Origin of the sequence: Micromonospora sp. NPDC005194, assembly GCF_040608335.1 — a bacterium.
Lineage (GTDB): Bacteria > Actinomycetota > Actinomycetes > Mycobacteriales > Micromonosporaceae > Micromonospora.
In genome coordinates this window covers 33,340-54,537 of the sequence record NZ_JBEXIA010000040.1, presented here as the reverse complement: position 1 = coordinate 54,537, position 21,198 = coordinate 33,340, and the positions used below count along the sequence as shown (strand labels likewise).

Genomic DNA, 21,198 nt, shown 5'->3' with positions numbered 1-21,198 from the left:
ACCAAAAACCAAATATACACCCCGGTTATGGTTTTACAGCGGTGTTAAATCCCCACCGCCCGCGGGGGGTCGGGTGGGGGCCCTTTCGGGGGGGCCGGCCCGCCCCCCCCCCCCCCCGGGCGTCCACGTCCCGACGACGCGTGAGCCGGTGGCCGCGCGGGACTGACCGCCCACGCGACGGGGGCGGGGCCGGGAACCACCCGACCCCGCCCCCGTCGACGTGTTCAGTACCCCAGGCAGACGCACTCGGTCATCAACGCCCGCACGTTGCGCACGTACGACGGATTGGGGATGGCGAGGGGCTCGCCCTCCTGCGCCACCGCCCCGTGCCCGTAGTTGTACGCGGAGATGACGGCGTTGAGCAGGCAGGAGTCGAGTTCGGCGGTGCACAGGTCCGCGTCGAGTCGGAAGTCGGACTCGAAGTACATGTCGCCGATGTACTTGGTCAGCCAGGCCAGGTAGTTGGCCCCCAGGTACGCGTTGTCCCGGTAGTCGGCGATGTCGTAGCTCTGCTCGAACCGCTGGTTCATCCAGGTGGCGGTGCCCGGCATCACCTGCATCAGCCCGACGCCACCGTCGCAGGCGTAGATGTTGGACTGCCAGCCGCTCTCCTGCCAGGCGGTCGCCTTGACCAGGTTGAGCGGGATCTTGAGCTCCGGTGCGGAGCCGGGCCAGTACGTGCGGCTGGCGGCATCGGTCAGCGCCGCCTTCACGTCGGCGCGGCTCGCCTGGGTGCCCTTGTAGCTGGGCTTGCAGGACGAGGGGGCGGGCTTCGGCGGCGCCGGCGGGACCTGCGTCTCGGTGGGCGGCTTGGCGACCGCGCGCGGCTTCGGGGCCGCCGTCGTACGGGTCGGCTTCTTCGAGGGCGTCGGGGAGGCCGACGCGCTGCGGCTCGGGGCGGCACCCATCGCCGCCACCGCGCTCGGCGAGGGGCTCGGCTCGCCAGCGGCCTCGTCGACCGGGGTCTCCTCCGTCGGCGCTTCGGTGACCGAGACGGGGGCGGCCTGGTCCTGCGGGCGTTCCCCCTTACCGGCGCAGCCGACCGCCCCGCCGGCGAGCAGGAGCCCGGCGAGCACGAGTGCGCCCACCCGACCGGTCCGTTCACGCATGGTGGTCCTCCCCCGTCTGACAGTCGCCGCAGATTAGCAAGGTTCGACCGGACGACGGGGCCCCTGCGGCGGCCGGGCCGGGTCGGCCGGCTGCGCCCGGTCGCCCACCGCCCGGTCCCTGGTGGCCCAGGCGACCATGAACACCACAGTCCACAGCACCCCGAGCAGCACCGCCGCGGCAGTGCCGCTCGCCGTGTCCAGGCCGAGGTAGAGCCGTGCGGCGCCGACCCCGAGCACGCCCGCGGCGGCGGTCGTCCACGCGGCCACCGCCACCGGCCAGTGGGCGCTGCGCGACACCAGCCACGCCAGGGTGCACAGGCTCGCCGCGACCACGGCGTTCTGGGTCGAGAAGGGGACGGCCTCGTGCCCACCCGGACCGCCACCGGGCGTCGGCGTCAACTCGGCCACCACGGCCAGCACCACAAGCGGCACGAACGCGCCCACGGTGCCGACCACACTGAGCAGATCCGCGCGCCAGGGGCGGTTCCGCCACGCCAGCACCGCCGCCACCAGCGCCACCAACACGATCAGCACCCACCCGCGTACCAGCGACACCACGACCAGTGTGGCGTCGGCGGCGTCCGGGGTCCGGCGGGCGGTGAACCAGGCACCGATCGCCCCGTCCAGCGCCGCCAGCCCGCTGTTGCGCACCACGACGGCGAGCAGGCCGGCGATGGCCAGCCCGGCGGCGAAGAGCAGCAGCAGCCCGGCGGCCAGGTTGAGCAGCAGCGTCCAGGCCGGCCCGATCCGCATGGCCACCAGGAAGAACAGCACCCCGTAGCGGGCGCTGAGCCAGCGCACCGGCGGCAGCGCGGCGGCCCGGGACAGCAGCGCGCGTACCGGGTCGGGGTTGCGGCCGAGCCACCGCCCGGAGAGCACCACCCCCAGCAGCCCCGCCAGCAACGCCAGTGCGGCGCCGGTGGCCCGGCCGAGCAGCCGGGAGACCGTGTCGTACGACTCACCGGCGAGGTGGCCGAGCAGCACCGAGCAGCCGACCCAGGTGACGATGCCGGCCACGTTCCACGGCGCGAACCGCCGGTACGACATGCCGGCGGACCCGGCCAGCCGGGGCACCAGGGTGCGGGCGAAGGCCACCCAGCGCGCCGCGAACACGCCCCGGCCGCCCAGCCGGGCGAGCATCGCGTCGGCCCGGCGCCACCGCTCGGGCCCGACCTGGTGGCCCAGCCCGGCACGCAGCTTCGGGCCGAAGCGCCGCCCGGCGCGGAAGGCCAGCGCATCGCCCACGAACGCCGAGACGATCATCGCGAGCAACGCCGGTCCGAGCCGCAAGGTACCGTTGTAGGTGAGGAAGCCGACGAGCAGCAGGGTAGCCTCACCCGGCACCAGCAGGCCGAAGATCACCGCGGTCTCGCCCGCCACGATCAGCGCGGCGACCAGGTAGATCCACAGGGTGGGCAGACCTTGCACCCAGGTCAGCAGGTCGTGCACTCAGGCCCCCGGGACACGGGAGCCAGCATGCCAGCCGGTGCAACGACCGGGACAGCAGTTTCACCATAGATCAGGGGCACCTGGGGGTGACCCCGACGCAGCCTGCGCGCGCGCAGGCGGAAGGATAGAGGGTATGCAGCTTCGCACCGACCTCCGCAACGTCGCCATCATCGCTCACGTCGACCACGGCAAGACCACCCTGGTCGACGCCATGTTGCGGCAGGCCGGGGCGTACGGCGCCCGGGGCGAGAACACCGAGCGGGTGATGGACTCGGGTGACCTGGAGCGGGAAAAGGGCATCACGATCCTGGCCAAGAACACCGGTGTGCGCTACCTGCCGGCGGACGGCTCCGACCCGGTCACCATCAACATCATCGACACCCCCGGCCACGCCGACTTCGGTGGCGAGGTCGAGCGCGGCCTCACCATGGTCGACGGCGTGGTGCTGCTGGTCGACGCCAGTGAGGGCCCGCTGCCGCAGACCCGCTTCGTGCTGCGTAAGGCGCTGCAGGCCCGGATGCCGATCATCCTGGTGATCAACAAGGTCGACCGCCCCGACGCCCGGATCAAGGAGGTCGTGGACGACACCTACGAGCTCTTCCTCGACCTGGACGCCGACGAGGAGCAGATCGACTTCCCGATCGTCTACGCGTGCGCCCGCGACGGCGTCGCCTCGCTGACCCAGCCCGCCGACGGTTCGGTGCCCGACGACAGCACCTCCCTGGAGCCGCTGTTCCGCACCCTGCTGGACACCATCCCGGCCCCCGCGTACGAGGATGGCGCTCCGCTGCAGGCGCACGTCACCAACCTCGACGCCTCGCCGTTCCTCGGCCGGCTGGCGCTGTGCCGGGTCCGCCAGGGCACGATCAGCAAGGGCCAGACGGTGGCCTGGTGCCGCACCGACGGCAGCACCCAGCGGGTCCGCATCTCCGAGATGCTGATGACCGAGGGCCTGGAGCGCAAGCCGGCCGAGACGGCCGGTCCGGGCGACATCATCGCGGTCGCCGGCATCTCCGACATCATGATCGGCGAGACCCTCGCCGACGCGGAGAACCCGGTCGCGCTGCCGCTGATCACCGTCGACGAGCCGGCCATCTCGATGACGATCGGCACCAACACGTCACCGCTGGTGGGCCGGGTCAAGGGCTCCAAGGTCACCGCGCGGATGGTCAAGGACCGGCTCGACAAGGAGCTGGTCGGCAACGTGTCGCTGCGGGTGCTGCCCACCGAGCGGCCGGACGCCTGGGAGGTGCAGGGCCGTGGTGAGCTGGCGCTGGCCATCCTGGTCGAGCAGATGCGCCGGGAGAGCTACGAGCTGACCGTCGGCAAGCCGCAGGTCGTCACCAAGGAGATCGACGGCAGGACCTGCGAGCCGGTCGAGCGGTTGACCATCGACGCGCCCGAGGAGTACCTGGGCGCGATCACCCAGCTCCTCGCGACCCGTAAGGGCCGGATGGAGCAGCTGGTCAACCACGGCACCGGCTGGATCCGGATGGAGTGGCTGGTCCCGGCGCGCGGCCTGATCGGCTTCCGCACCGAGTTCCTCACCGACACCCGGGGCACCGGCATCCTGCACCACGTCTTCGAGTCGTACGAGCCGTGGTTCGGCGAGCTGCGCACCCGCAACAACGGTTCGCTGGTCGCCGACCGGGCCGGCGCGGTCACCGCCTTCGCGATGATCAACCTGCAGGAGCGCGGCCAGCTCTTCGTCGACCCGACCACCGAGGTGTACGAGGGCATGATCGTCGGGGAGAACTCGCGCTCCGACGACATGGACGTCAACATCACCAAGGAGAAGAAGCTCACCAACATGCGGGCCTCGACCTCCGACGAGACCGAGAAGCTGATCCCGCCGCGCAAGCTCTCGCTGGAGCAGGCGCTGGAGTTCTGCCGCGAGGACGAGTGCGTCGAGGTCACCCCGACCGCGGTGCGCATCCGCAAGGTGGTGCTCGACCAGCAGCAGCGCGGTCGGGCCGCCGCCCGCCGCAAGCACGCCGGCTGAGGACACCAGCACCCGGCACCGGGCGCGTCGGCCGCTTGCGGCCGGCGCGCCCGTCCGCTTTCCGGCGGGGGTACGCGGGCCCGCCCGCCCCGTGATCAGCTACGGTCACCGGCATGACCTGGGATGATCTCGACGCCCATCTGGACCGGGTGCCGGGCACCGTCTCGGCGTACGTCTGTCGACTCGACGCGCCCCCGACCTGGACCCGCCACGCCGACGCCGGCCACTACGCCGCCAGCACCATGAAGGTGGGGGTGCTGACCGCGCTGCACCGCGCCGCCGAGGCCGGCACGCTGGAGCTGGACGCCGACGTCCCGGTGGTCAACGAGTTCGACTCGGCTCAACCCGGCGCGCCCCGCTTCTCCTGCGCCCAGCACTACGACAACGACGACGCCGTGTGGGACCGGCTCGGCGGCACCGCGCCCCTGCGCTGGCTCGCCGAACGGATGATCGTGCGGTCCAGCAACCTGGCCACCAACCTGGTCATCGGGCACGTCGGGTTGCCCGCGGTGGCCGAGGTGTGGAGGCTCGCCGGCGCCCGCAACAGCGTCACCGGCCGGGGCATCGAGGACTTCGCCGCCCGCGAGGCCGGCATCACCAACACCGTCACCGCCGCCGACCTGGCCGCCCTGCTGGGCGCGCTGACCAGCGGCGCCACGACTCCCGGCCGCCTCGCCTCGCCGGCCGGCTGCGCCGCCATGCTGGACGTGCTGCTCGCCCAGGAGCACCGCGAGGACCTGGCCGCCGGCCTGCCCGAGGGCACCCGCGTCGCGCTCAAGAACGGCTGGGTGCGCGGCGTGCGCCACAGCGTCGGCGTGGTGCTGCCCGACGACGCCCCGCCGTACGTCATCGCCGTGTGCACCACCACCGACCTGGCCGACAGCGACGAGGGAGTCGTCGACGACGCCTGCCGCCTGATCGCGCACGTCTCGGCGCAGGTCTGGGCCGCCCGCCACCGGCTCTGAGGCCGGCGCCCGCCGATCCGGCTAGGCTGCTGCCACCCCCACCTCGGAGCCGCTGATGCCTCGCAGCCGTACCCTGCTCGTCGTCTTCCTGGTCGTGACGGCGGCGAACCTGCTGGCCAACGCCGTCGACAGTCCAGTGGCCGAGCTGCTCACCAAGCCGCTGCTGATGCCGCTGCTGGCCGCGTACCTCTGGCGGGCGGCCACCGAACGCGGCGCCCGGCCGGACCGGCTGGTGCTCGCCGCGTTGGCCTGCTCCACGGCCGGCGACGTGGCGCTGCTGGCCTCCGGCACCGGCTGGTTCATGGCCGGCATGGTCTGCTTCCTCGCCGCCCACGTCTGCTACCTCGTGGCCTTCACCCGGCACGGCGCCGCGACGCGGCTGCGCCGTCCGCCGCTGGTCGCAATGCCGCTGGTGTACGCGGTGCTGACCGTCGCCGCGCTGGCCTGGATGTGGGCGGGGCTGACCGAGGCCGGGCTGGCCGTGCCGGTGGCCGGCTACGCCGTCGCGCTGGCGGCGATGGCCACCACCGCCGTGACCCAGGGCTGGCGGGTCGGTGTGGGCGCCGCGCTGTTCCTCGGCTCCGATCTGCTGATCGCCGCCGGGGTGGCCGACGTGGCCCAGCCGCCCGGCGCGCCGGTGCTCGTGATGGCGACGTACGCGGCCGGCCAGGCGTTGATCGTCATCGGGCGGGTCGCCCGCGCCGACGTGCCGCCCGGCGTGGCGGTCACTCCAGCAGTTGCGCCTGCAGCGCCGTGAGGACCTCGTCGGTCAGCCCCAACCCGTCGCGCAGGTAGCCGTCGAACGAGCCGTGCACCCGGCGCACCTCCTGATAGGCGGCGTCGAGGTACTCGGCGCGAACCTCCAGCACCGGCAGCACCGCGTCGACGTCCAGGCCGGGCTGCCGGCGTCGCATCGCCTCGATGATCACCGCGCGGAGGCTGTCGGTCAGCGCGTTGTTGCGCAGGTACTCGGCGCGGATCGCGGCCTCGTCCACACCGAGCGCGGTGAGCAGGATGACGGTGAGCCAGCCGGTGCGGTCCTTGCCGGCGGAGCAGTGGTAGAGCAGCGGCAGGTTCTCCGACCGGGCGGCCAGCCGCACCGCAGCGCCGAAGTTGCCCCGGGCCGACTCGCCGGTGACGAACCATCGGTAGATCTCGGCCATCGCCCCCGCCGTGCCCTGCCGGGCCAGCTCCGCGTACGCGTCGAGGTCGTGGCCGAGCAGCACCGCCGAGACGTACGTGAAGACCGGGTGCTCCGGGTCGTGCACCGGCAGATGCACGACCCGCGGCTCGCCCGCCAGCCGATCGGTCGGGGCGAGTGCGATCTCCGCGGCGGCGCGCAGGTCGAGCACGCAGGCCGGCCCCAGCTTCGCGAGCACCGGCAGATCCTCGTCGGTGAGCCGACCCAGCGCCGGAGTGCGGATCAGCCGTCCGGCGCGCACCTTCCGGCCGTCGACGCCGCGCAGCCCGCCCAGGTCACGGGCGTTCGGCGCGCCCACCAGCTCCCAGTCCCGTACGACCATCCGGTGTCCCCTCTCGCCGCGTGCCTGCGTATAGGGTGCCCCACATGACGATCTCGGCGGTACGCACCCACCGGGTTTCTGCCCCCTTACACACCCCGTTCGTCACCGCGCTGCGAAGTACCACCACCGTGGACACCCTGATCGTCGAACTGGTCGATGCCGACGGTCGGTCCGGCTTCGGCGAGGCGCCGCAGGTGTGGCAGGTCACCGGAGCGTCGGTCGCCGGCGCGCAGGCGTGCGTACGCGAACTGCTCGGCCCGCTGCTCACCGGACGTGACCCGGACGACCTGGTGGCCCGCTGCGCCGAGGTGCAGCGCGCGGTGGTCGGCAACGAGGCGGCGAAGGCGGCCATGGACGTGGCCCTGCACGACCTGGCCGCGCAGCGGCTGGGCGTACCCCTGGTGCGGTTGCTCGGCGGCACCACCCTGCGGGTTCCGACGGACGTCACCCTCGCCGCGGGCGACGCGGTGGACCTGGCGGCGGCCGCGCGCCAGCGGCAGGCCGACGGCTTCGGCGTGCTGAAGCTCAAGGTCGGCACGGACGCGGCCGGCGACCTGGACCGGGTACGGGCGGTCCGCGCGGCGGTCGGCGCCGGGGTCCGGATCCGACTCGACGCCAACCAGGGCTGGACGCCACGCGAGGCGGTCCGGGTGATCCGTGGCATCGAGGACGCCGGGCTGGACGTGGAGCTGGTCGAGCAGCCGGTGGCCCGCTGGGACCTGGACGGGCTGGCGTGGGTCAGCGACCGGGTGTCCGTGCCGATCCTGGCCGACGAGGCGGTCTTCGGGGTCCGCGACCTGGTCGAGGTGATCCGTCGCCGGGCCGCCGACCTGGTCAACGTCAAGCTGGCCAAGTGCGGCGGCCTGCAACCGGCGCGCACCCTGCTCGAGCTGGCCACCGCGCACGGGCTCGGCACGGTGGTCGGGTCGATGATGGAGAGTCAGGTCGGCATCGGCGCGGCGGCGAGCCTGGTCGCCGCGTACGGCACCACGGCGGTCGCCGACCTGGACGCCGCCTGGTGGCTGGCCTGGTCGCCGGTCCAGGGGGGAATCCGCTACGAGGGGCCGACCGTGGTGCTGCCGGATGCGCCTGGCCTGGGCATCTCCGGCCTGGCTGAAGTAAAGATGCAGGCCCGCGGTTGATGACCGTTGGTTTCTTTCATAGGGTTCCCCTGAACAGCCGACACGAGCTGGGGGTTGACGTGGAGCTGCAACCGGGCCGCGAGGCCATCGTCCGGGTCGCCGTCGCGACGCTGTGGTCCTCCCCCGAGGCGGTCCGGCCGGTCGACGGTCCCGCGCTCACCGCCGGCGCCGACATCCCGACCTGGGTTCGCGGCATGGACACCGACCAGCAGGTCGGCGACTGCGTGCTGAGCCAGCTCCTGCTCGGCGAACGGGTGCTGATCGACGAGCTGCGCCCGGACGGCTGGGCACGGGTCGTCGCCGTCGAGCAGCCGGCCGCCAAGCTCGATCCCCGCGGCTACCCGGGCTGGCTCCCCGCCGATCAGCTGACCACCGTGGATCCCACCGTCAGCGGCGACCCGCTGGTCGTGGACGCCACAGTCACCGGGCTGCACGCCGCCCCGGGCGGGCCGGTGGCGCTGGCGGGCGTCGTCGTCGGCACGCGCCTCATCCCGGCCGGCCCGGCCCGCGACGGCTGGCGAGAAGTCCACGTCCCCGGCCAGGCCACGCCGCTCTGGCTGCCCGACGGGCAGCTCGTCCCGGTGCCGACTGAGCCGCCCACCGCCGCCGACGCGCTCGCGGTGGCCCAGCGGCTGTTGGACGTCGCCTACATCTGGGGCGGGCTCTCCGCGTACGGCATCGACTGCTCGGGCCTCGTCCACCTGGCCTGGCGCCGGTTCGGCGTGCTGCTGCCCCGCGACGCCGACGACCAGGCCGTCGCCACGACCCCGCTGCCCCTCGGCGCGGAACGCCCCGGCGACCTCTATTTCTTCGCCCGCCCCGGCCGCAAGATCCACCACATCGGCATCGTCACCGCCGTCGCCGACGACCCGACGGACCGGCGGATGCTGCACGCCTGCTACCGGCGGCGACGGGTGCTGGAGGAACAGCTACCGGCCGATCGGGCCGCCACCCTCGTCGGCGTCCACCGGGTCTGACCGGTCGGGCCCCTCTTCGGGCCCGACCGGCGGTGATTCAGCGCCGGACCCCGGCCAGCTCGCGGCGCCGGTCCCGGGCGGACTTGACCAGGCTGGCGATGGTGGCGATGCCCAGCGTGCCGAGGATGACCAGCAGGGACAGCCAGATCGGGATGTGCGGCGCCCACCCGACGTGCTCCCCGCCGTTGATGAACGGCAGGTTGTTGTCGGCCAGGGCCTCCAGCACGAGCTTGACGCCGATGAAGCCCAGCACGACGGCCAGCCCGTAGCTCAGGTAGATCAGCCGGTCGAGCAGGCCGCCGAGCAGGAAGTAGAGCTGCCGCAGGCCCATCAGCGCGAAGACGTTCGCGGTGAAGACCAGGTACGGCTCCTGCGTGATGCCGAAGATCGCCGGGATCGAGTCCAGCGCGAAGATCAGGTCGGTGGTGCCGATCGCGATCATCACGATGAGCATCGGCGTGAACAGCCGACGCCCGTTCTCGTGGGTCATCAACTTCGCGTCGTCGTAGCCCTTGGAGATCGGCAGCGCCCGGCGGCTCCACCGGATCAGCAGGTTCTCCGAGAACTCGTCCTCGTCCGGCTCACCCTGGCGGGCCAGGTTGACCGCCGTGTAGATCAGGAACGCGCCGAAGATGTAGAAGACCCAGGAGAACTGCGAGATCAACGCCGCGCCGGCGGCGATGAAGCCACCGCGCATCACCAGCGCCAGCACGATGCCGATGAGCAGCACCTTCTGCTGGTACTGCCGGGGCACCCCGAAGCGGGCCATGATGATCACGAAGACGAAGAGGTTGTCCACCGAGAGGCTGTACTCGGTGAGCCAGCCGGTGTAGAACTGCCCCGCCGAACTGGCCCCGGCGGTCAGCCAGACGCCGACGCCGAAGAGCAGAGCGAGGCCCACGTAGAAGGCGACCCAGAGGCTCGACTCGCGCACGCTCGGCTCGTGCGGGCGCCGACCAATGATCAACAGGTCGACGAGCAGCACCGCAGTCAGTGCGACGAGGGTCCCCGCCCACACCAATCCGGACACGTCCAACGTTCATTCCTCCGGCAGACACGCGGCGTCGGGCACACCGTACGCCCCCATGAGGGCTGGCGTGCCGCTGTCGCTCACTCTGGTGACTGTCGGAGGTCTCTTCCGCCCCCGACCCGCGAACGGGACGGCGACCGACGAAGCCGGGTCGAACGCCGAGGTGCCGGCGATCGTCCGTGCTGACGACTTCGTCGCGGGGGAATACTCCCCTCCTCGATGACCATTGTTGCCCACCACTCGCCGTGATCACACCCCGGGCACCGGGTGTGAACGCGCACCCGGGTCGCCGGGAATACCGGCACACCCCCTCCGGCGTCCTAGGAGGCTAGTGTGTGGACGCCGCTACACCCGCACGCCCCTGCGCTCCTGGCCCGTGGGAGGCTGTGCGGCATGGTGCTTGAAGTCGCGCTGATCGACGTACTGCCCGGACACGAGGACGCCTTCGTCGCCGCGTACGCCCAGGGTCACCCGGTGCTCGCCGGGACGCCCGGTTGTCGGTCGGTGCGGATGACCCGGGGCATCGAGTCCCCGACCCGGTTCGTGCTGCTGGTCGAGTGGGACTCGGTCGAGGCGCACGAGAAGAACTTCCGGGACACCGAACGGTTCGCCCAGTGGCGGGCGCTGATCGGGCCGCACTTCGCCGGGCCACCGTTGGTCGAGCACTTCCACGACGTACCGGCCTGACGGAAGCTGTCGTACCCCGCGGTTATCGTGCCTTGCGCACGCGCCGGTCGCCGGCCCCGACGGGCTCGGGGGCGCCGGGTCCGGGGGCCGCGCGGGCGGCACCGCATCGGCCCTCACTCGCCGACGCGGCGGGCCAGCGCGGTGACCGTCTCCTCCGGTGACAGGGCGGCCGCCAGCAGCGCCTCCGTCATCCGCTCGTACCGGTCGACGTCGAGCACGGTCGCCAGCCGGACGTCGGTGGTCAACGCCTCCAGCATCACCGTCCGCGGATCCGCCGGGTCGGGGAAGGCATACCAGGAGTACGGGGTGAGCGGGTGCAGGCCGCTGCCGGCCGCCCCGCGGGGCAGGAGTCGCACCGTCACGTGGGCCAACCCGGTCACCGCCACCAGGTGCCGCAACTGCTCACGCCAGACCTCGACCGGCAGGTCAGCCGGGTCGCACACCGTCTCGGCGAGCACCGCCGTGTAGCGCGGCGGCTCGGCCCGGCGCAGCACCTCCTGCCGCAGCGCCCGGGCGCGCACCTCCGCCTCCACGTCGATTTCCGGCGCGAGCAGAACGCCGGCGGCGACCCGCGAGCGGGCGTACGCCGGCGTCTGCAGCAGCCCCGGCACGACCGCCGGCTGGTACTCGACGATGTCGGCCGCGCCCGCCTCCAACTCGGCGTAGATGCGCTGCCGCTCGCTCATCTCGCCGAGCGTCTTCCACCAGCCGCGGCTGGTGGCCGCATCCCGCGCGATCACGATCAGGGCGTCGCGGGCCGACGCCGGCACCTGGTAGATGTCGAGCAGGTCCAGCACGTCGGCGAGATCCGGACGGCTCTGCCCCAGCTCGATGCGGGACAGCTTCGACGTCGACGCCCAGCCCAGCCGGTCGCAGACCTGCTCCAGGGTCAGCGCCTCGCGCCGACGCAACTGGCGCAGCTCGGCGCCGAGCCGTGCGCGTCGAATGACAGGACTTGTTGGCAACGGCATCCCGGCCTCCCCATCGAGGGAGCGTACGCAGGACGATCACCCAGTGCAATACTTCGCTTGCGCACCGCAATCGAACGGTCGGCCGGCGGGCCGCGCGAGGACGCCCCACACCTGCCGTTCGGGCAGCCCGGCCCGCGCCGGCCGGGCCGCCCTCACTTCACGCCTGCGGCGTCCATGCCGCGTAGTTCCTTCTTCAGGTCGGCGACCTCGTCGCGGATCCGCGCCGCCAGCTCGAACTGCAGCTCGCGGGCGGCGGCCAGCATCTGGTCGTTGAGCTCCTGAATGAGCTGGGCGAGGTCGGCGCGGGCCATCCCCTCCCGGGACGGGGTGGTGGCGGTGGACCGACTGCGGCTGCGGGTCTCCTTGACCGGCGCCTTGCCCCGGGACAGCTGACGCGCCGCGCCGCCGACCCGGGAGTTTTCGGTGTCCTCCGCCTCGCGGTAGATGTCGTCCAGAATGTCGTGGATCTTTTTGCGCAGCGGCTCCGGACTGATCCCGTGTGCCTCGTTGTGCGCGATCTGCTTGGCGCGACGTCTGTCGGTCTCGTCGATCGCCGCCGCCATCGACGGGGTGATCTTGTCGGCGTACATGTGCACCTGGCCCGAGACGTTCCGGGCGGCCCGCCCGATGGTCTGGATCAGCGACCGGCCGCTGCGCAGGAAGCCCTCCTTGTCGGCGTCGAGGATCGCGACGAGCGACACCTCGGGCAGGTCCAGACCCTCGCGGAGCAGGTTGATGCCGACCAACACGTCGTACTCGCCCTTACGCAGTTCGCGCAGCAGCTCCACCCGGCGCAGGGTGTCGACCTCGGAGTGCAGGTAGCGCACCCGGACGCCGTTCTCCAGGAGGTAGTCCGACAGGTCCTCGGCCATCTTCTTGGTCAGCGTGGTGACCAGCACCCGCTCGTCGCGGTCGGTCCGCAGCTTGATCTCGTGCATCAGGTCGTCGATCTGCCCCTTGGTCGGCTTGATCACGACCTGCGGGTCGACCAGCCCGGTGGGGCGGATGACCTGCTCGACGAACTCACCCTGGGCCTGTTCCAGCTCCCATGTGCCCGGGGTCGCCGACAGATAGACCATCTGGCCGACCCGCTCCAGGAACTCGTCGAAACGCAGCGGCCGGTTGTCGGCGGCGCTGGGCAGCCGGAACCCGTGGTCGATGAGCATCCGCTTGCGAGAGGCGTCACCCTCGTACATGCCGCCGATCTGCGGGATCGTCACGTGCGACTCGTCGACCACGGTGAGGAAGTCGTCCGGGAAGTAGTCGAGCAGGGCGTGCGGCGGGCTGCCGGGCAGCCGCCCGTCCATGTGCATCGAGTAGTTCTCGATGCCGGAGCAGAAGCCCACCTGCCGCATCATCTCGATGTCGTACGTGGTGCGCATCCGCAGCCGCTGCGCCTCCAGCAGCTTGCCCTGGCGCTCCAGCTCGGCCAGCCGCTCGGCCAGCTCCGCCTCGATGTCGCGGATCGCCCGCTCCATCCGCTCCGGGCCGGCCGCGTAGTGCGTCGCCGGGAAGATCACCAGCTGGTCGACCTCACGGACCACGTCACCGGTCAACGGGTTGAGGTAGTAGAGCTTCTCCACCTCGTCGCCGAACAGCTCGATGCGGACCGCCAGCTCCTCGTACGCCGGGATGATCTCCAGCGTGTCGCCGCGGACCCGGAAGGTGCCCCGCTGGAAGGCCATGTCGTTGCGGGTGTACTGGATGTCGACCAGTCGGCGCAGCAGCTGGTCGCGGTCGAGATCCTGCCCGACCTCGACCCGGACCGCCCGGTTGAGGTATTCCTCCGGGGTGCCCAGACCGTAGATCGCCGAGACGGTCGCCACCACGATCACGTCGCGGCGGGTGAGCAGCGACATCGTCGCCGAGTGCCGCAGCCGCTCGACCTCCTCGTTGATCGAGGAGTCCTTCTCGATGTAGGTGTCGGTCTGCGGAATGTACGCCTCGGGCTGGTAGTAGTCGTAGTACGAGACGAAGTATTCGACCGCGTTGTGCGGCAGCAGCTCGCTGAACTCCTTGGCCAGCTGCGCGCAGAGCGTCTTGTTCGGGGCGAGCACCAGGGTGGGGCGCTGCAGCCGCTCGATCAGCCACGCGGTGGTGGCGCTCTTGCCGGTGCCGGTCGCGCCGAGCAGCACCGTGTTGCGGTCGCCGCGCCGCACCCGGCGCTCAAGGTCGTCGATGGCGGCCGGCTGGTCGCCGGCCGGCTGGAATTCACTGACGACCTGGAAGCGGCCGTCGAGCCGGGGAATGTCGAGCGCCATGACCTCAACGGTACGCCGCAGGTCCGACAGGTTCGGCCGTCGCGCATGGTGCGTGATCGGCTTCGATATTCCCATTGTGTGGCCCATGTCACCGGGGCTACCCTCTTCATGTAGGCCGCTCGCGGCGGCCGACCGGGCCGGAGGCCAGGCCGTCATCACGGCCGGCCGCCCCCGGCACAGCGGTCGCAGCACCCGGCTCGTCCGGCGTGCGCACCCGTGTGGTCGCGCTCGAGGCGCAGACCGGCCGCCGCGAGCGCCCCTGCCGCATCACCCCCTGCCGCATCACCCCCTGCCGCGTCACCTCAGCTCGTCACCCTCAGCTCGTCACCCCCAGCTCGTCACCCCCAGCTCGTCACCCCCAGCTCGTCACCCCGTGCCGTCCCGCCCGTTTCACATCCGTGGACACCTCTCCGGCCCCGGCGCGCGGCCCCTCCCCCAGCACCACCCGCGCTGGCAACGCAGTCCGCGCCGGCGGGCCGTCCTCCGACCCCGACGGGCACCCGCGCGAGACGGCCGCCCCCGACACCGGCAGCGCCCGACCCTCCCGAGCTGGCCGTCGTCGGCGTACGGTGCTGCTGCTGCTCGCCCTGACCGCTGTGACGTCCGCGACGGCGCTGGTGGCCGGGCTGCTGAGCTGGACTCCCGACCCACCCGCTCCGGCCCGACCGCTGACCCTCTCCGAGGCCGAGCGGCTGGCCGCCATGCGGGTCACCAACCTTCGGGACCTGCGCGCCGGCGTCCAGGTCACGGTCGGCGCCGGCGCCACCCGTACCGAGCTGGTGGGGTGGGTGGACTGGTCGCGGCCCCTGCTCTACCTGGATGTGGGCGGGCCTGGGGCGGGGGCCGAGCGTGGCCTGCTGCAGAGCGCCGGGTCGGTGCTGGTCACCCGACCGGACCCGGCGGCCGTGCCCACCCCGGCCGCGCCGCCTCTGGTGCCACCGGCGGACCGCTGGCGCCTGCACCACCTGACGCCCGGCGCGGGCCTGGCACCGGTCCTCGACCTGCTCCTCGGCCTCGCCGCCGACCGGCCGGACCCGACCCCGGCGATGGACGGCGGCGACGCCCGCTGGGTCGCCCGGGACGTGGTCGCGGCCGGGCCGGTCGACGTCCTGCAGGCGCCGTTTCCCGCCCCGACCCCGCCCACCCCCGGCAGCGCCGCAACGGGCGGCACGGCGGCGACCGGTCCGGACGGGTCGACCCGCTACTGGCTCGACCGGGACGGCCGACTGCACAAACTGGTGACCCGGTTGCCCGGCGTCGGGCCGGTCACGGTCCTCCTCAACCGGATCGACCGTCCCACGCTGCGCCCGGTCGACGCGCTCGGCGGCCGACCCGGGCTGCCGCGCGCGCTCACGGACGCGGAGCAGCGCCGGCTGGACCGGCTGGCCGCCCGGCTGCGCGGCCAGGGCGGTGCCACGCTGACGCTGACCGCGCCGGTGGGCACGGACACCAACCTGCGGGGTGCCGGCTGGTTGAGCTGGGCCGCCCGCACCGCGTACGTGGCGGTCGCCGACCTGGGCGTACCGGGCCGCCGGACCCTGCTGCACCGCGACGCCGCCGGCCTGTCCCGGACGGACGTGCCGGCCGAGACCGGTGGCGGTGGCACCGCCGAGGCCCCGGGCCGGCCGCCGTTTCCGGTCCCGGCCGGGTCGTGGCGGCCCACCCGGTCCCCCCGCGACGACCTCGATCTGCTGGTCGACGCCGCAGTGGCCGCCGCCGGACCGGTGACGCGGCGCGGCGCGGCCGTGCGGGTACGCGAGGACCTCGCCGCCGGACGGACCGTGGACGTCGTGGAACTTCGCACGGCCGACGCGCGCCTGCGCTACTGGATCGACCGCGACGGGTCGCTGCGCCGGGTGGAACTGCACACCGGCCCCGGCGCGTGGGCGCAGGTGGACCTCAGCCCCACAGTGGTGCCCCGCCTCAGCCCGCCGCCGCGCGCCACAGCACCGAGCCGACCGCCCCGACCCGGAGCACGCTGACCACACGCACTCGGGTGTGGTGGCACGGCTCTCAGGGTCGCCAGCCGGTCCGCGCGGCCCACTGCTCGGCCCGGAGGTACTCCTCGTCGAACCAGGGATCGCGGGCCGTGCCGGAGCCACCGACGTGCGGCGCCGCGTCGACCAGATCCCGCTTGAACAGCAGGTACCTGCCCCGCTGATCCGGGTCGGCGCGGAGGTGGTCACGCATGAGCAGCGCATACCGCCAGCCGGGCGACTCGGCCTCCCGCACGTGCAGGCGCACCGGGCGATCCGGGTCGGCGCTGCCGTGCAGCCGCTTCTCCCACCGACCTCGGCCGGCCGGGCGCGGATCGTCCCACCAGTGCCCCGGCACGCGGGGAAACCCCGCGTTCGCCAGCCGGTCGGCCAGCGGCCCGTCGGCGTCGGCGATGCTGGGCACGGCCACCTGCACGTCGATGACGTCGTCGGCGGCCAGCCCGGGTACCGCGGTCGCACCGATGTGGTCGATCCGCAGATCCGCCGGGGCCAGCGCGTGACGGATCCGGGCGGCCAGCCGCGCGTACTGCTCGGGCCAGCTCGGATCCGCATCCACCCCGTCGCCGCGGCTCGGCAGCGGCACGACCCGCCGCTGCCGCAGGTTGTGCTCGTAGGGTCGCAGCCGCTGCCGCCACAGCGAATCCACCGCGGCGTGCAGCGCCACCAGACTGCCGTCATTGGTCAACACCACGTCCGCCGCGGCACGCCGACGGGCGTCGTCGGCCTGCGCGGCAATCCGCCGCTCGGCCTCCGCGCGGTCCATCCCCCGGTCGCGCATCAGCCGCTCCAGCCGGGTCGGCACGGCCGTCTGCACCACGACCACCAGGTGGTACGTCGGCGCGAGCCCCACCTCCACCAGCAGCGGTACGTCGTTGACCACGATCGCGTCCGGTGCCGCCGCGGCGACCAGCTCGGCCGTACGCGCCCGCACCCGGGGATGGGTGATCGCCTCCAACCGGCGGCGGGCGGCCTCGTCGGAGAACACCACGGCGCCCAACGCGGCGCGATCCAGCGCGCCGTCGGCGCCCAGCACCTTCTCCGAGAAGGTGGCGACGATCTCCGCGAGGCCCTCCGTGCCCGGCGCGACGACCTCCCGGGCAATCTGGTCCGCGTCGACGAGCACCGCGCCCAACTCCACCAGCCGCGCGGCCACCGCGCTCTTGCCCGACCCGATTCCGCCGGTCAAACCCACCCTCAGCACCCGACCAGTCAACCGGATCACGAGCCTCCCCGCCAAGCCCACCCGCACCCGTCCCCAGCCCACGGCCCCCGTAGGCCGGTATGGCCCGCATCGCCGGCGCCAACGCCGCCCGCGCGCACCGTGTCACCGACGCGCGGCCCACGCGCCCCCGTGCTTCCCACACGGCCGTCCCGGCCGTGTGCCCGCCGCCCGCCCCCCGCAAGATCGCGCTCGATCCAGGAAGTAGTGGCATCCCGACCGCTCAGAGGCCCCTACATCCACGATCGAGCGCGATCTAGCCGCAAGGCCACTACAGCGCGGGGTGCCGGGCACGAGCGCGACGCGCGGGCGCGGGCGCGAGGCGCGGGCGGCCAGCGTTGAGCGGGGGCGGGTATGGCGAGGGCCCCGCCCCCGGCGATCGGAAAGATCGCGGGGACGGGGCCCGTCGTCGTTCAGCGGGTCACTTACCGCCGGCGAGCTTCTCCCGCAGAGCGGCGAGCGCCTCGTCGGTGGCCAGGGTGCCGGCCGGCTCCTCGGCCTGCCGGCTCGGGGCCGGGCTGGACGAGGAGGTGGTGCCGCCACCGGCGGCCGGAACGGCCGGAGTCGGGTTGGCAGCGGCCTCGGCGTCGGCGGCGCGAGAGGTCTGCACCTGCTTGGTGTGGGCCTCCCAACGCTGACGGGCCTCGGCGTACTGGTTCTCCCAGGTCTCGCGCTGCTTGTCGTACCCCTCGAGCCACTCGCCCGTCTCCGGGTCGAAGCCCTCCGGGTAGATGTAGTTGCCCTCGGCGTCGTACGTCGCGGCCATGCCGTAGAGGGTCGGGTCGAAGTGCTCCTCGCCCTCGACGAAGCCCTCGTTGGCCTGCTTGAGCGACAGCGAGATCCGGCGGCGCTCCAGGTCGATGTCGATGACCTTGACCATGACCTCGGAGCCGACCTGGACGACCTGCTCCGGGATCTCCACGTGGCGCTCGGCCAGCTCGGAGATGTGGACCAGACCCTCGATGCCGTCGTCCACCCGGACGAACGCGCCGAACGGCACCAGCTTGGTGACCTTACCCGGCACGATCTGCTGGATCGCGTGGGTGCGGGCGAACTGCCGCCACGGGTCCTCCTGCGTCGCCTTCAGCGACAGCGAGACGCGCTCGCGGTCCAGGTCGACGTCCAGAACCTCGACCTCGACCTCCTGGCCGACCTCGACGACCTCGGACGGGTGGTCGATGTGCTTCCAGGACAGCTCGGAGACGTGCACCAGACCGTCGACGCCGCCGAGGTCCACGAAGGCGCCGAAGTTGACGATCGAGGACACGACGCCCTTGCGGACCTGGCCCTTCTGCAGCTTGTTGAGGAACTCGGTGCGCACCTCGGACTGCGTCTGCTCCAGCCAGGCCCGGCGGGACAGGACCACGTTGTTGCGGTTCTTGTCCAGCTCGATGATCTTGGCCTCGAGCTCACGCCCGACGTACGGCTGCAGGTCGCGCACGCGCCGCATCTCGACCAGGGACGCGGGCAGGAAGCCGCGCAGCCCGATGTCCAGGATGAGGCCACCCTTGACTACCTCGATGACCGAGCCGCGGACGACACCGTCCTCGTCCTTGATCTTCTCGATCGTGCCCCAGGCCCGCTCGTACTGCGCCCGCTTCTTGGAGAGGATCAGACGACCCTCCTTGTCCTCCTTCTGGAGGACCAGGGCCTCGATGTGGTCACCAACCGTCACAACCTCGGCGGGGTCCACGTCGTGCTTGATCGACAACTCCCGAGAGGGGATGACACCCTCGGTCTTGTAGCCGATGTCGAGCAGGACCTCGTCCCGATCGACCTTGACGACGGTGCCTTCGACAATGTCGCCGTCGTTGAAGTACTTGATGGTCTCGTCGATCGCGGCGAGGAATGCCTCCTCGGAACCGAGATCGTCGTGGGTGACCCGGGTGGCGCTCGAGGGGGCCTCGATGCTGCTCGTCATGTGGGCGGTTGCTCCGGTCGGATGGGTTGTCACAGCAGGCTGGTGTCGCGGTGACCTGTTCGCGCCAGCGGATCCGTCGCCGGGCACACCGAACGATCACCTAGTGGGATCATGATGTGCTCCGTCGACCGCGCACCTGCTCCCTGCCGAGACACACGATCCGCGAGCGCATCGTCTAGCCTACCGTGCGCATTACCACAGCGTGCAAGCCCTCCCGACTCGTCGCCGCACCATGACCTGCGAAAGCCGAACAATCGCCCGGAAACGACCCCTCCTGTCTCGTACGTCACAGGGGCCCCAGGCGCCCCGCTGGGCGGGCCGGCCGGACGGGCCGCGCGCCACGCCTCATCGACGTGGTTTCCGGAAAATCAGCGCTTCCCACCGGCCCGGGCACCACGACTTCGCGGAAACCGAGTCGATCAGGCCGCGCCGCCGCCCCCATCGGGTTGACCGGGGCCTAGCGTGGGCGCGTGGATGACGACAGCCGGGTGACCCGGCGCCGGGTGGGTGACGCCGAGGCCCGGCGGGCCAACCGCGGCTGGTGGGACACCGACGCCGACGACTACCAGGCCGAGCACGGGGGGTTCCTCGGCGACGTGGACTTCGTCTGGTGTCCGGAGGGGCTGCGCGAGGCCGACGCCCGCCTGCTCGGCGACGTGTCGGGGCGGCGGGTGCTGGAGGTGGGTTGCGGCGCCGCGGCCGCCGCCCGCTGGCTCGCCACCCAGGGCGCGCGTCCGATCGCCTTCGACCTGTCCGCCGGCATGTTGCGGCACGCCGCGCAGGCCGCCGACCGCACCGGGGTACGCGTACCGCTGGTGCAGGCCGACGCGCTCGCCCTGCCGTTCGCCGACCGTTCGTTCGACCTGGCCTGCACGGCGTTCGGCGCGATCCCCTTCGTGGACGACTCGGCGACCCTGCTCGCCGAGGTGCACCGGGTGCTGCGCCCGGGCGGCCGGTGGGTGTTCTCCGTGACCCACCCGATGCGCTGGATCTTCCTCGACGATCCCGGCGAGGGCGGTCTGACGGCCGTGCACTCGTACTTCGACCGCTCCCCCTACGTCGAGCAGGACGAGACCGGCGTCGCCACCTACGTCGAGCAGCACCGCACCCTCGGCGACCGGATCCGCGAGCTGGTCGGCGCCGGGTTCCGGCTGCTGGACCTGGTCGAGCCGGAGTGGCCGGAGGGACACGAGGGGATCTGGGGGCAGTGGAGCCCGCTGCGCGGACGGCTCTTCCCCGGCACCGCCATCTTCGTCACCGAGAAGCCGCTCGATTGACCGCGTCGCACCCGTGGTCCGACCTGCATACCATCGATCGCCGGTAGGCTCGGCTGCATGAGCGCCGAGCCCATCCCGACATCACCTGCCCCCTGGTGTCCGGATCCGATGCGGCAGCAGCGTGCCGACTACACGCTGGAGGACCTGCTCGCCCTGCCGGACGACGCCCCCCGCGTCGAACTCGTCGACGGAGTTATCCAGGTGACCCCCTCCCCCACCCTGGGCCACCAGAACATCTCCAGCCTGTTGTGGCTCTGGCTGCACAGCCACGCACCGCAGCACCTCGGCGCCGCCCAAGCCATCGGTGTCAAGCTCAGCCACAACACGAGCCGACAGCCCGACGTGCTGTTGCACCGTGCCGGCGTGGCGTCCGTCCATTCCATCCTGCAACCGAAGGATGTGGTGCTCGCCGTCGAGGTCGTTTCGCCGGGCACGCGGCGGATCGACCGGTTCGCCAAGCCCGGGGAGTACGCCGCCGCCGGCATCGCGTTCTACTGGCGGATCGAGCAGGACCCGGTGCACGTGTACGCGTACCGGATCGGCGACCGGGTCGGGCCGGGCGGTGAGCGGCAGTACGAGCTGGTCGCCGACGGGCCTGACGTGATCGAGCTGACTGAGCCGTTCGACATCAAGCTGCCCATCGCCGAGATCACCCCGTAGCCGTTTCA

General features: G+C 72.4%; 17 protein-coding genes. 9 read left to right on the top strand and 8 right to left on the bottom strand.

The window, feature by feature from the left end; translation table 11 throughout:
- Positions 1-224 precede the first annotated feature (224 nt).
- Both ABZU53_RS26815 and ABZU53_RS26810 read right to left on the bottom strand, forming a co-directional pair.
- Positions 225-1,109: a lytic transglycosylase domain-containing protein gene (locus ABZU53_RS26815; RefSeq protein WP_355068213.1), complete on the bottom strand. Its 885-nt coding sequence runs from the start codon at positions 1,107-1,109 to the stop codon at positions 225-227.
- A 33-nt stretch (positions 1,110-1,142) separates the two neighbouring features.
- On the bottom strand, positions 1,143-2,558 hold the full coding sequence (locus tag ABZU53_RS26810) for a DedA family protein (RefSeq protein WP_355068211.1): 1,416 nt from the start codon (positions 2,556-2,558) through the stop codon (positions 1,143-1,145).
- A 133-nt stretch (positions 2,559-2,691) separates the two neighbouring features.
- Here ABZU53_RS26810 and typA point away from each other — a divergent pair, with 133 nt between their 5' ends.
- The 3 genes from typA to ABZU53_RS26795 all read left to right on the top strand — a co-directional run bounded on the left by typA (position 2,692) and on the right by ABZU53_RS26795 (position 6,282).
- Entirely contained in the window at positions 2,692-4,560 is a 1,869-nt protein-coding gene (typA, locus tag ABZU53_RS26805) for a translational GTPase TypA (RefSeq protein ID WP_354861421.1), read from the top strand.
- Between the two features lie 113 nt (positions 4,561-4,673).
- Positions 4,674-5,525, top strand: a complete 852-nt coding sequence (locus tag ABZU53_RS26800) for a serine hydrolase (protein WP_355068209.1) — start codon at positions 4,674-4,676, stop codon at positions 5,523-5,525.
- A gap of 55 nt (positions 5,526-5,580) precedes the next feature.
- A complete protein-coding gene (locus ABZU53_RS26795; RefSeq protein WP_355068207.1) occupies positions 5,581-6,282 on the top strand; it encodes a lysoplasmalogenase in 702 nt (233 codons plus the stop codon).
- Here ABZU53_RS26795 and ABZU53_RS26790 read toward each other — a convergent pair.
- The gene (locus ABZU53_RS26790; protein ID WP_355068205.1) at positions 6,251-7,048 is read right to left on the bottom strand and encodes a tyrosine-protein phosphatase; all 798 of its coding nucleotides are present in this window, start codon (positions 7,046-7,048) and stop codon (positions 6,251-6,253) included. The two genes, ABZU53_RS26795 and ABZU53_RS26790, sit on opposite strands and share 32 nt — an antisense overlap.
- A 44-nt stretch (positions 7,049-7,092) precedes the next feature.
- On the opposite strand from ABZU53_RS26790, the gene ABZU53_RS26785 reads away from it, so the two are divergent.
- Together ABZU53_RS26785 and ABZU53_RS26780 are read left to right on the top strand one after the other, a co-directional pair.
- Positions 7,093-8,190 (top strand): dipeptide epimerase, encoded by a 1,098-nt coding sequence (locus tag ABZU53_RS26785; RefSeq protein WP_354861414.1) that lies wholly within the window; start codon positions 7,093-7,095, stop codon positions 8,188-8,190.
- Between the two features lie 59 nt (positions 8,191-8,249).
- Positions 8,250-9,167, top strand: coding sequence for an NlpC/P60 family protein (locus ABZU53_RS26780; RefSeq protein WP_355068203.1), 918 nt, complete (start codon positions 8,250-8,252; stop codon positions 9,165-9,167).
- 37 nt (positions 9,168-9,204) lie between these two features.
- Here the strand turns inward: ABZU53_RS26780 and ABZU53_RS26775 are convergent, their stop codons facing one another.
- The gene (locus ABZU53_RS26775) at positions 9,205-10,203 is read right to left on the bottom strand and encodes a TerC family protein (protein ID WP_355068201.1); all 999 of its coding nucleotides are present in this window, start codon (positions 10,201-10,203) and stop codon (positions 9,205-9,207) included.
- A 387-nt stretch (positions 10,204-10,590) separates the two neighbouring features.
- Between ABZU53_RS26775 and ABZU53_RS26770 the strand changes: the two genes are divergently transcribed.
- A complete protein-coding gene (locus ABZU53_RS26770; protein WP_354861409.1) occupies positions 10,591-10,884 on the top strand; it encodes an antibiotic biosynthesis monooxygenase family protein in 294 nt (97 codons plus the stop codon).
- A gap of 113 nt (positions 10,885-10,997) precedes the next feature.
- On the opposite strand, the gene ABZU53_RS26765 is transcribed toward ABZU53_RS26770, so the two are convergent.
- Entirely contained in the window at positions 10,998-11,855 is an 858-nt protein-coding gene (locus ABZU53_RS26765; protein WP_355068199.1) for a helix-turn-helix transcriptional regulator, read from the bottom strand.
- Between the two features lie 152 nt (positions 11,856-12,007).
- A complete protein-coding gene (gene uvrB, locus ABZU53_RS26760) occupies positions 12,008-14,116 on the bottom strand; it encodes an excinuclease ABC subunit UvrB (RefSeq protein ID WP_354861406.1) in 2,109 nt (702 codons plus the stop codon).
- 398 nt (positions 14,117-14,514) lie between these two features.
- Here uvrB and ABZU53_RS26755 point away from each other — a divergent pair, with 398 nt between their 5' ends.
- Positions 14,515-16,098 carry a hypothetical protein gene (locus ABZU53_RS26755; RefSeq protein WP_355068197.1) on the top strand — a complete coding sequence of 528 codons (1,584 nt, stop codon included), beginning with the start codon at positions 14,515-14,517 and terminating at the stop codon, positions 16,096-16,098.
- A gap of 31 nt (positions 16,099-16,129) precedes the next feature.
- Here ABZU53_RS26755 and coaE read toward each other — a convergent pair whose 3' ends face one another.
- On the bottom strand, positions 16,130-17,314 hold the full coding sequence (gene coaE, locus ABZU53_RS26750; RefSeq protein WP_354861403.1) for a dephospho-CoA kinase: 1,185 nt from the start codon (positions 17,312-17,314) through the stop codon (positions 16,130-16,132).
- Between the two features lie 439 nt (positions 17,315-17,753).
- Positions 17,754-19,253 carry a 30S ribosomal protein S1 gene (gene rpsA, locus ABZU53_RS26745; RefSeq protein ID WP_109819865.1) on the bottom strand — a complete coding sequence of 500 codons (1,500 nt, stop codon included), beginning with the start codon at positions 19,251-19,253 and terminating at the stop codon, positions 17,754-17,756.
- 470 nt (positions 19,254-19,723) lie between these two features.
- Between rpsA and ABZU53_RS26740 the strand changes: the two genes are divergently transcribed.
- Both ABZU53_RS26740 and ABZU53_RS26735 read left to right on the top strand, forming a co-directional pair.
- Complete coding sequence (locus ABZU53_RS26740; protein ID WP_355068195.1) at positions 19,724-20,530, top strand: class I SAM-dependent methyltransferase; 807 nt, start codon at positions 19,724-19,726, stop codon at positions 20,528-20,530.
- A gap of 108 nt (positions 20,531-20,638) precedes the next feature.
- On the top strand, positions 20,639-21,190 hold the full coding sequence (locus tag ABZU53_RS26735) for a Uma2 family endonuclease (RefSeq protein WP_354863266.1): 552 nt from the start codon (positions 20,639-20,641) through the stop codon (positions 21,188-21,190).
- Positions 21,191-21,198: the final 8 nt, after the last annotated feature.